At 47.8% G+C, this 11,953-nt stretch carries 7 protein-coding genes; 2 read left to right on the top strand and 5 right to left on the bottom strand.

The genetic code is table 11. The features are described from left to right. The 5 genes from CIL02_RS07795 to CIL02_RS07765 form a co-directional block, all read right to left on the bottom strand. Positions 1–402: a hypothetical protein gene (locus CIL02_RS07795; protein WP_094400601.1), complete on the bottom strand. Its 402-nt coding sequence runs from the start codon at positions 400–402 to the stop codon at positions 1–3. 630 nt (positions 403–1,032) lie between these two features. Beyond that, entirely contained in the window at positions 1,033–3,060 is a 2,028-nt protein-coding gene (locus tag CIL02_RS16680; protein WP_240513580.1) for a leucine-rich repeat domain-containing protein, read from the bottom strand. 674 nt (positions 3,061–3,734) lie between these two features. Further along, positions 3,735–5,657 (bottom strand): leucine-rich repeat domain-containing protein, encoded by a 1,923-nt coding sequence (locus tag CIL02_RS07775; RefSeq protein WP_094400597.1) that lies wholly within the window; start codon positions 5,655–5,657, stop codon positions 3,735–3,737. A 351-nt stretch (positions 5,658–6,008) separates the two neighbouring features. After that, complete coding sequence (locus tag CIL02_RS07770; RefSeq protein ID WP_094400595.1) at positions 6,009–6,614, bottom strand: FKBP-type peptidyl-prolyl cis-trans isomerase; 606 nt, start codon at positions 6,612–6,614, stop codon at positions 6,009–6,011. A 49-nt stretch (positions 6,615–6,663) separates the two neighbouring features. Continuing rightward, positions 6,664–8,205 (bottom strand): glycine--tRNA ligase, encoded by a 1,542-nt coding sequence (locus tag CIL02_RS07765; protein ID WP_094400593.1) that lies wholly within the window; start codon positions 8,203–8,205, stop codon positions 6,664–6,666. A 219-nt stretch (positions 8,206–8,424) separates the two neighbouring features. Here CIL02_RS07765 and CIL02_RS07760 point away from each other — a divergent pair, with 219 nt between their 5' ends. Both CIL02_RS07760 and CIL02_RS07755 read left to right on the top strand, forming a co-directional pair. After that, complete coding sequence (locus CIL02_RS07760; protein WP_094400591.1) at positions 8,425–11,127, top strand: DNA gyrase/topoisomerase IV subunit A; 2,703 nt, start codon at positions 8,425–8,427, stop codon at positions 11,125–11,127. Continuing rightward, positions 11,114–11,950 carry a DUF3316 domain-containing protein gene (locus tag CIL02_RS07755; RefSeq protein WP_094400589.1) on the top strand — a complete coding sequence of 279 codons (837 nt, stop codon included), beginning with the start codon at positions 11,114–11,116 and terminating at the stop codon, positions 11,948–11,950. The genes CIL02_RS07760 and CIL02_RS07755 overlap by 14 nt, the downstream gene beginning before the upstream one ends. Positions 11,951–11,953 lie beyond the last annotated feature (3 nt).

Below are 11,953 nucleotides of genomic sequence, written 5' to 3'. Positions count from 1 at the left end.
TCATTTGTCGAGTACGGTCTTAAGTGTTTTACCTTGAGTCTTGAACAGATATATGCCCTTGTCGAGACTTCGGCGTGCGGCCTCGATATCCTTGAATTTTCCTACGCGCACACCTGCTGTAGTATATGCAACCACCTCACCGCCATCGGTAGCGGGCAACTCTCCTACTCCCGATGTCTCGGCAAAGAACATCTTCGCCATTGAGGAGATGGGAAACTGCAGAGTGCCGTCAGCGTTGGTGACAACGAGGTTGTTGTCGGCGATGGTAATCTTCAGATTGGTTACTGTCATGGACGTTAGCTGCCCGCTGTTGTCTTCAAATGTCAGATAGTCGTAGCCGTTAGCGTTGGCTGGGAGTGTCATGAGCGCAATGACGGCCGTCAAAAAACATGCTTTCTTCATAATGTTGTATGCTGTTAATAGATTTGTCGTTGGGTAATGGTACCCGCTGTGTTAAAAGCATTTATTCTGTTGCAAAGATAATAGAATCTGCGTGAATATGATAAAAAAAATAGTGTTTTTTTGCATTTTTAATGATTACACGAATACCATAGGCATTACGCACTGTAAGCGCAAAAGCACAAAGCCCAGGGTAAATGTAGCGTAGCGACACCCTGGGGCTAAGCGGATATTGTCCCATGCGCGCTGTAAGCGCAAAAGCGCATAGCCCAGGGTAGAGCGTAGCGACACCCTGGGTTATTACATGTAGTTGACGGTCGCCCTGCTAAGGGCAAAAGCGTAGATAATGGCAGGAAAGATAACGCTTCTGCGCTTACAGCGCGACAATTGCCGACATGAACTTCTGAATTAGGATATTCAATTTTTGCACATCAAACTGTACACCCTACTAATTTATTTTCCGTGCAAAAGTTTTACCGGACAGCAATAAAAGTCAATATCTGCGAGGCTTTCATCTAAGGCAAAGGAGGTTGCACCGTGGGCATGTAGCCCCTGATGCAACCTCCTTTGTGTGGCGGTGGCGTGTGCAGGCGTGTTCTTTCTCGGTCCTTACGCCTGTGCGGCCTCACGCTATTACTTCATTACCTTTCGCGTTGTGCCGTCGCTCATGCGCACAATATTCAGTCCACGCTTCATTGAGTCCGTGCGCCTGCCGTCAATGTCATACACGGCATCCACTCTTGGCGCATTATCCGTCGGCTTGCCCTCAATGCCCGTGTCCTCAAGGGCAACGACATTCACAAAGTTGCTCCATGGAGCGGTGGTCTTGTATGCGTCTATAGACTGCTTGGGCACGTATAATGTGGCAGTTTTGTAGACATAGAACATGTTAAACCTCGAGTCTTTATCATACACAGGACATTCCTTGGCAAGACATGTCACGGAGGTGATATCATAACAGCCGGCAAAAGCTCCATCTCCGATAGTAGTGACAGACTCTCCAATGTTGACGGATGCAAGTGAAAAGCAATTAGCAAAAGCATATTTTCCAATAGTCGTCACAGAGTTAGGTATGTCGATGGATGCAAGGGATTCGCAAGAAGAAAAAGCCTCATATCCAATAGTCGTCACAGAGTTAGGTATGTCGATGGATGCAAGGGAAGAGCAATGAGAAAAAGCCATCTTTCCAATAGTCGTCACAGAGTTAGGTATGTTGACGGATGCAAGGGAGGTGCATCTATAAAAAGTACACTCTCCAATAGTCGTCACAGAGTTAGGTATGTCGATGGATGCAAGGGAGGAGCAATAAGCAAAAGCATATTCTCCAATAGTCGTCACAGAGTTAGGTATGTCGATGGATGTAAGTGAAGAGCAAGAAGAAAAAGCCCACTCTCCAATAGTCGTCACAGAGTTAGGTATGGTGTATTCGGAGCCGTCTTTACCTTCTGGATATACAACTATCATTGTCTTGTCCTTATTGAACAAAACACCGTCAATGCCAATATAATTAGGATTGTCTGATGCAACACTGATGGATGCAAGGGAGGTGCAATTAGAAAAAGCCCACTCTCCAATAGTCGTCACAGAGTTAGGTATGTCGATGGATGCAAGGGAAGTGCAATTATAAAAAGCATATTCTCCAATAGTCGTCACAGAGTTAGGTATGGTGACGGATGCAAGGGAAGAGCATTCAAAAAAAGCCCCCTCTCCAATAGTCGTCACAGAGTTAGGTATGTCGATGGATGCAAGGGAAGTGCAATTTTCAAAAGCATATTCTCCAATAGTCGTCACAGAGTTAGGTATGGTGACGGATGCAAGGGAAGAGCAATCAGAAAAAGCCTGCTCTCCAATAGTCGTCACAGAGTTAGGTATGTCGATGGATGCAAGGGATTTGCATCCTAAAAAAGCCCCCTCTCCAATAGTCGTCACAGAGTTAGGTATGTCGATGGATGCAAGGGAAGAGCATTCAAAAAAAGCCCCCTCTCCAATAGTCGTCACAGAGTTAGGTATGTCGATGGATGCAAGGGAGGTGCAATTATAAAAAGCATATTCTCCAATAGTCGTCACAGAGTTAGGTATGGTGTATTCGGAGCCGTCTTTACCTGCTGGATATACAACTATCATTGTCTTGTCCTTGTTGAACAAAACACCGTCAATGCCAATATAATTAGGATTGTCTGATGCAACACTGATGGATGCAAGGGAAGTGCAATAACCAAAAGCCAACTCTCCAATAGTCGTCACAGAGTTAGGTATGTCGATGGATGCAAGGGAAGTGCAATTAGAAAAAGCCCACTCTCCAATAGTCGTCACAGAGTTAGGTATGTCGATGGATGCAAGGGAGGTGCAAGAATAAAAAGCCCTCTCTCCAATAGTCGTCACAGAGTTAGGTATGTCGATGGATGCAAGGGATTTGCAAGAATAAAAAGCCCGCTCTCCAATAGTCGTCACAGAATAATTCCCCCCGTACTCAATGGTATTGGGTATGACAACATCCGTGGGTTTATTACTACGGTCATATCCCGTGACAGTAGCGACCTTGGTGTCTGTGTCAAGGATATACACAAGATTCCCGATAGTAACGTCAGAAATGGTCTCTGCACCTGCCGCCATAGCTACCAACAGCAGCATCGTGGCGGTCAATAGTTTAAGTGTCTTCATATATTTAAAATTTTGAGATTGTTTGATTGAATTTTTATATGTATTTTGATTCTGTAAATTTAGCAAAAAAAACACATACAAAAATAATTCAGGGCGATTTTTTTGATGTTTTTGCGGCTTTTAAAGCCAAAAACACTCAAAATGGCAAGATACTCCGTGCTTTTGGAGCGAGGCGAGGTGTGATTACACGAATACCGTAGGCATTATGCGCTGTAAGCGCAAAAGCACACAGCCCAGGGTAGAGCGTAGCGGCACCCTGGGTTATATCCATGTCGTTAATGGTCGCGCTGTAAGCGCAAAAGCGCATAGCCCAGGGTAGAGCGTAGCGACACCCTGGGTTATTTCATGTAGTTAACGGTCGCCCTGCTAAGGGCAAAAGCGTAGATAATGGCAGGAAAGATAACGCTTCTGCGCTTACAGCGCGACAATTACCGACATGAACTTCAGAATTAGGATATTCAATTTTTGCACATCAAACTGTACACCCTACTAATTTATTTTCTATGCAAAAGTTTTACGGGACAGCAATAAAAGTCAATATCTGCGTGGCTTTCATCTAAGGCAAAGGAGGTTGCACCGTGGGCATGTAGCCCCTGATGCAACCTCCTTTGTGTGGCGGTGGCGTGTGCAGGCGTGTTCTTTCTCGGTCCTTACGCCTGTGCGGCCTCACGCTATTACTTCATTACCTTTCGCGTTGTGCCGTCGCTCATGCGCACAATATTCAGTCCACGCTTCATTGAGTCCGTGCGCCTGCCGTCAATGTCATACACGGCATCCACTCTTGGCGCATTATCCGTCGGCTTGCCCTCAATGCCGGTGTCCTCAAGGGCAACGACATTCACAAAGTCGCTCCATGGATCGGTGGTCTTGTATGCGTCTATAGACTGCTTGGGCACGTATAATGTGGCAGTATCGAAGACTGAGAATATGTTATTCCACAGGCCTTTATCACACACAGGACATTCCTTGGCAAGACATGTCACGGAGGTGATATAATAACAGTAGATAAAAGCTCCAACTCCGATAGTAGTGACAGACTCTCCAATGTTGACGGACGCAAGTGAAAAGCAATAAGCAAAAGCAAATTTTCCAATAGTCGTCACAGAGTTAGGTATGTCGATGGATGCAAGGGATTCGCAAGAAGAAAAAGCCTCATATCCAATAGTCGTCACAGAGTTAGGTATGTCGATGGATGCAAGGGAAGAGCAATGAGAAAAAGCCATCTTTCCAATAGTCGTCACAGAGTTAGGTATGTTGACGGATGCAAGGGAGGTGCATCTATAAAAAGTACACTCTCCAATAGTCGTCACAGAGTTAGGTATGTCGATGGATGCAAGGGAAGTGCAATAAGCAAAAGCATATTTTCCAATAGTCGTCACAGAGTTAGGTATGTCGATGGATGCAAGGGAGGAGCATCTAACAAAAGCCCACTCTCCAATAGTCGTCACAGAGTTAGGTATGGTGTATTCGGAGCCGTCTTTACCTTCTGGATATACAACTATCATTGTCTTGTCCTTATTGAACAAAACACCGTCAATGCCAATATAATTAGGATTGTCTGATGCAACCCTGATGGATGCAAGGGAAGTGCAATAATCAAAAGCCAACTCTCCAATAGTCGTCACAGAGTTAGGTATGTCGATGGATGCAAGGGAGGTGCAACTTGCAAAAGCCTGCTCTCCAATAGTCGTCACAGAGTTAGGTATGTCGATGGATGCAAGGGAGGTGCAATTATAAAAAGCCGCCTTTCCAATAGTCGTCACAGAGTTAGGTATGTCGATGGATGCAAGGGAAGTGCAATTATAAAAAGCATATTCTCCAATAGTCGTCACAGAGTTAGGTATGTTGACGGATGCAAGGGAGGAGCAATAAGCAAGAGCATATTTTCCAATAGTCGTCACAGAGTTAGGTATGTCGATGGATGCAAGGGAATAGCAATCAGAAAAAGCCCGCTCTCCAATAGTCGTCACAGAGTTAGGTATGTCGATGGATGCAAGGGAGGTGCAATAAGCAAAAGCCCCCTCTCCAATAGTCGTCACAGAGTTAGGTATGTCGATGGATGCAAGGGAAGAGCAATTACAAAAAGCCCCCTCTCCAATAGTCGTCACAGAGTTAGGTATGTCGATGGATGCAAGGGATTCGCAAGAAGAAAAAGCGCTCTCTCCAATAGTCGTCACAGAGTTAGGTATGTTGACGGATGCAAGGGAAGAGCAATGAGAAAAAACCCTCTCTCCAATAGTCATCACAGAGTTAGGTATGTCGATGGATGCAAGGGATTCGCAAGAAGCAAAAGCGCTCTCTCCAATAGTCGTCACAGAGTTAGGTATGTCGATGGATGCAAGGGAGATGCAAGAAGAAAAAGCCCACTGTCCAATAGTCGTCACAGAATAATTTTTCCCCCCGTACTCAATGGTATTGGGTATGACAACATCCGTGGGTTTATTACTACTGTCATATCCCGTGACAGTAGCGACCTTGGTGTCTGTGTCAAGGCTATACACAAGATTCCCGATAGTAACGTCAGAAATGGTCTCTGCACCTGCCGCCATAGCTACCAACAGCAGCATCGTGCAGGTCAATAGTTTTAGTGTCTTCATATATTTAAAATTTTGAGATTGTTTGATTGAATTTTTATATGTATTTTGATTCTGTAAATTTAGCAAAAAAACACATACAAAAAAAATCAGGGCGATATTTTTGATGTTTTTGCGGCTTTTAAAGCCAAAAACACTCAAAATGGCAAGATACTCCGTGCTTTTGGAACGAGGCGAGGTGTGATTACACGAATACCGTAGGCATTATGCGCTGTAAGCGCAAAAGCACACAGCCCAGGGTAGAGCGCAGCGGCACCCTGGGCTATGTACTTCTGCGCTTACAGCGCGACAATTACCTACATGAACTTCAGAATTAGGATATTCAATTTTTGTACATCAAACTATACACCCTACCTATTTTATCTCCGGCGCTCCTGTCCCTGGACGGAAGAAGGAGACGAGGGTGATATCGAAGGTAAGTAATGAATATGCAGGGATTGACGAGCTTGCCGAGGTGCCGTAGCCAAGCTGATAAGGCATGTACACCGTCCACCTGTCACCTTCATGCATATTCATGAGGGCCGTGGTAAAACCATCTACAAGGCCGCCACCAAGATAGAACTGCACTGGAGCGGAAGTGGGCGGCATGTGAGAGTCGAAGACATAGCCATCAGTGTATGACACTGACGGCAACAGCCTGCCCTCGTAATACACACGCACAGAGTCTGTGTATAGAGGCGAGGTGGCACCAGTACCTGTATTCTCGACATGTGCCACAACGAAATTGGTGTTGGATGTCTGCAAGCTATCCTCCAACGACCATTTGCGGAGAATCTTCCACGAAGTGTCGCCAGCTGCTATCCGCATCTGTGCCTCTGCGAAGATGGTCTCCCAGCGAGCCTCGTTGACGGCCTGCCAGTCGGGATATTCCTCAACGGTATCGTCCTCTTCGCTGCACGAGGGCAGGCCGAAGAGAGATACCATAAGGGAGAGCATATATAATAAGGTGTATTTTTTCATTGAAAACAGAATAATGTAAGTCTTGATTCTGTGCATTTGCCGTATGACATTATTGCAGCTTCTTGAGAAGGCTGGTAATGCTAACCTTGTCCTCGATGATGGCTGCAAGCTGGCTTATAGGCACACGCTCCTGCTCCATGGTGTCACGGAAGCGCAGTGTCACGCAGTTGTCGTTTGGTGTCTCGTGGTCAACAGTCACACAATATGGTGTTCCGATGGCATCCTGACGGCGGTAGCGCTTGCCTATGGAGTCCTTCTCGTCGTACTGGCAATTGAAGTGGAACTTCAAATCGTTGATTATCTCACGTGCCTTCTCTGGCAGTCCATCCTTCTTGACGAGCGGCATAACGGCGAGCTTTACCGGAGCAAGGGCTGCAGGCAGCTTCAGTACAACGCGTGTCTCGCCGTTCTCGAGTTTCTCCTCCTGATAAGAGTGGCACATAACGGAAAGGAACATACGGTCTACACCGATGGATGTCTCAATGACATATGGAACGTAGCTCTCGTTGGTTGCCGGGTCGAAGTACTTGATGCTCTTTCCAGAATATTTCTCATGCTGCGAGAGGTCAAAGTTGGTACGGCTGTGTATACCCTCTACCTCCTTGAAACCAAACGGCATCCTGAACTCTATGTCGGTAGCGGCATTGGCATAGTGGGCAAGTTTCTCATGATCGTGGAAGCGGTAGTTCTCTGCTCCGAAGCCGAGAGCCTGATGCCATGCCATTCGCATCTGCTTCCATTTGGGGAACCAGTCGAGCTCTGTTCCTGGCTTTACGAAGAACTGCATCTCCATCTGCTCAAACTCACGCATGCGGAATACGAACTGACGTGCAACAATCTCATTGCGGAACGCCTTGCCAATCTGTGCTATACCGAAAGGTATCTTCATACGGCCAGTCTTCTGCACATTGAGGTAGTTGACGAAGATACCCTGTGCGGTTTCCGGGCGCAAGTATACCTTCATGGCTGCATCGGCGCTGGCTCCCATCTCTGTAGAGAACATAAGGTTGAACTGGCGCACATCAGTCCAGTTCTTAGTGCCGCTGATAGGGTCTACGATTTCCTCATCGATGATAATCTGCCTAAGGGCCTCAAGATCCGGTCCCTGCATGGCCTGTGCGAAACGCTCGTGCAAAGCGTCACGCTTTGCCTTGGTCTCCTTCACACGCTCGCTTGTCTCAAGGTATTTCTCTTCATCGAACGAGTCTCCAAAGCGCTTGCGTGCCTTGGCAACCTCTTTCTGTATCTTGTCGTCGTACTTTGCTATCTGCTCCTCTATGAGCACATCAGCGCGGTAGCGCTTCTTGGAGTCACGGTTGTCGATGAGTGGGTCATTGAAGGCATCGACGTGTCCGCTGGCCTTCCATATCGTTGGGTGCATGAAGATGGCGGAGTCAATACCGACAATGTTCTCATGCAGCAGAACCATGCTCTTCCACCAATACTGCTTGATATTGTTTTTCAGCTCAACACCGTTCTGACCATAGTCATAGACGGCTGCCAGGCCATCATAAATCTCACTACTTGGGAAGACGAAGCCATACTCCTTGCAGTGGCTCACAATCTTCTTGAATACATCTTCTTGTGCCATAATTTATTATAGTTTACGATTTTTGCGTGCAAAGATACGTTTTTTTCTCCGAATAGCGACACTTACAGATGTGAAAACTTTATAATCTGTTTGCTGTATGGATTTTTTTTCGTACTTTTGCCGATAACGTTGGAGTTTTTTGGCTATGAGGTTTTAAGGTTTGAATACCTACAAAACCTATAAACCACCCCAGCGGACCCTACCTAACCCACAAAATAAATGAACGACAACGAAAACTTTAACGGCAACGACATCGAAACAGGAATGGAGGAAAAGCATTCCGACTACAAGCCGGTGAACAGATTCGACGCAGCAGCCGTTCACCACCTGAGCGGCATGTACCAGAACTGGTTCCTTGACTACGCATCATACGTAATTCTTGAGCGAGCCGTCCCGAATATCGAGGATGGCCTGAAACCTGTACAGCGACGCATACTGCACTCGATGAAGAGAATGGATGACGGCAGGTACAACAAGGTTGCAAACATCGTTGGACACACCATGCAGTTCCATCCTCATGGCGATGCGTCCATCGGTGACGCCTTGGTACAGATGGGACAGAAGAACCTTCTCATCGACACTCAGGGAAACTGGGGAAACATACTAACCGGCGACCGCGCGGCTGCACCAAGATATATAGAGGCAAGACTGTCGAAGTTCGCCCTCGACACGGTGTTCAATCCAAAGACCACCGAATGGCAGATGTCTTACGATGGCAGGAACAAGGAGCCAGTGGCTCTGCCAGTGAAGTTCCCGCTATTGCTGGCTCAGGGTGCTGAGGGTATAGCCGTCGGTCTTAGCTCAAAAGTGCTGCCACACAACTTCTGCGAGCTGTGCGATGCTGCCATCAGCTACCTGCGTGGCGAGCCGTTCAAGCTCTATCCCGACTTCCCCACTGGCGGTGCCATTGACGTAAGCCGCTACAACGACGGACAGCGCGGGGGAGTACTCAAGGTCAGGGCAAAGATAGAGAAACTCGACAACAAGACGCTCGTCATCAGGGAGATTCCGTTTGGCAAGACGGCCGACACTCTGAAGGAGTCGATACTGAAAGCTGTGGAAAAAGGGAAAATAAAGGTAAAAAAGGTTGATGACATGACATCGGCAGAGGTGGAGATACAGGTACACCTGGCACCGGGAGTATCGTCAGACAAGACACTTGATGCCCTGTATGCCTTCTCCGACTGCGAGGTGAACATATCGCCCAACTGCTGCGTCATCGAGGACAACAAGCCGCAGTTCCTTACCATCAGCGATGTACTTCGCCACTCGACCGACAACACAATGGGACTGCTACGCAAGGAGTTGCAGATAAGGCGCGGAGAGCTTATGGAGCAACTGTTCTTCGCTTCGCTTGAGAAAATATTCATTGAGGAACGCATATATAAGGAAAGAAGATTTGAGCAGGCCAAGGACATGAACGAGGCCATAGCCTTTGTGGACGAGAAGCTCACGCCCTTCAAACCCAGCTTTGTAAGAGAAGTTACACGCGACGACATCCTCAGGCTCATGGAGATAAAGATGCAGCGCATACTGAAATTCAACAAGGACAAGGCCGATGAGCTGATTGCCAGAATAAAGGACGAGGTGAAGGGCATAGACCATGACCTGGCACACATGACCGACGTAACCATTAACTGGTTTACATTCATAAAGGAGAAATACGGGCACGAGCATCCACGACTCACGGAAATACGCTCCTTCGACACCATCGAGGCAACAAAGGTGGTGGAAGCCAACGAGAAACTATACATCAACCGTCAGGAGGGCTTCGTGGGCACAGGACTGAAGAAGGACGAGTTTGTGTGCAACTGCTCCGACATCGACGATATCATACTCTTCTACCGCGACGGCAAATACAAGGTCATCAAGGTGGCCGATAAGATTTTCGTAGGCAAGAATGTCATGCACGTCCAGGTGTTCAAGAAAAACGACAAGCGCACCATCTATAATGCCGTATACCGCGACGGAAAGAAAGGGTACTATTTCATCAAGCGCTTCAATGTTACGAGCATAACACGAGACAAGGAGTACGACCTCACCATGGGTACTCCAGGCTCAAGGGTGATGTACTTTACCGCCAATCCCAACGGCGAGGCTGAAACCATAAAGATAACGCTCGACTTGGACCCAACGAAGAAAAAGCAGAACATCTTCATGGAGAAGGACTTCTCTGAGGTAATAATCAAGGGACGCGCCTCAAGGGGTAACCTGCTGAGCAAGAAGAGCATTCACCGCATAGGCCTGAAGAGCCACGGACACAGTACACTCGGCGGACGCAGAGTGTGGTTCGACCCTGATGTGAACCGCATCAACTACGAGGAGCACGGACGCCTGCTCGGTGAGTTCTGGGACGGCGACAGCATACTGGTGGTGCTGGACAACGGTGAGTTCTACATCACTAACTTCGATGCAAACAACCACTTCGAGAATAACATCCTGCGTATAGAGAAATGGGATAGGAATAAGGTATGGACGGCAGTGCTCTACGATGCCGACAACGAAGGCTACCCCTACATAAAGCGCTTCGAGATGGAGGCCATAAGAAAACATCAAAACTACCTGGGAGAGAACCCAAACAACAAGCCCGTACTGCTCACCGATACCGCCTATCCACGAATTCTCGTCACCTTCGGCGGTGCCGACGAGCCACGTCCACCAATGGAGATTGACGCAGAGAGCTTCATCGCCGTAAAGGGCTTCAAGGCCAAGGGCAAACGTATAACGACATTCCACATAGGCAACATAGAGGAGTTGGAACCACTGAGAATGCCAGAGCCAAAGAACGAAGGAGACAATGAGGAGGCGGAGACACAAGTAGAGGAAGAGGAAAATCTCGACCCAGATGCAGGGAAAACCCAGCAGCAAATAATTGACGAGATAACAGGACAGCTGAACCTTTTCACCGATGAAGACTTGTAGACGACTGCTTACAGCCATTGCATGCATGGCTGCCACCACGGCAGCAACAGCACAGGAGGACACGCCTGATGCTGGCCGAATGGTGACAACAGCCAGAATGGTGGCCGTTGGAGCAACCGACATCCTCGACACCTACCTGTCGCAAGAGAAATACAAAGGCACGGAGGTGAGGTATATGTCACACTCTCTGAGCACCAAGCCCGGCAGCAACATCTCACGCCTCATCATACACCAGGGCATGGCGGCATTTGCCGACAACCGCTCGGGAAACGGAGGCGAGATGGAGGGTATGTACAACTTCCAGTACGGATGGCTATACAACTGGCGACTATACGGAGGCAGGCTAAGGGTAACGGCTGGAGCTACTGCCGACGCAACGGCTGGTTTTCTATACAACACCCACGGCAGCAACAATCCTGCACAGGCAAGGCTAAACATCAACATCACACCTACGGCTTCGGCTGCATACACCCTCAGATGGGGCAATACCCCGCTGACAATATCCTACGAGCTGGCAATGCCATTGGCAGGAATGATGTTCAGTCCAAACTACGGGCAGTCATACTACGAGATATTCAGCCGCGGAAATTACGACCACAACATCGTACCAACATACTTTGGCAACGCACCATCAATGAGGAACATGCTTACCATAGACATTGGCTTGGGAAGCAATGCCCTGCGCATAGGCTACCTGGGAGACATAAGACAGGCGAAACCAAACTCACTTAAGCAGCACAAGTATACACACGCATTCTTAATCGGCTTCATCAGAACTATAAAAACGGTGAAAGTAAAAGCCGGAAATTTTACACAGAAGTAGACA

Origin of the sequence: Prevotella sp. P3-122 (assembly GCF_002251365.1) — a bacterium.
Classification (GTDB): domain Bacteria; phylum Bacteroidota; class Bacteroidia; order Bacteroidales; family Bacteroidaceae; genus Prevotella.
Note: the sequence above shows the minus strand (reverse complement) of the source record. Positions and strands in the feature narration are given on the sequence as shown.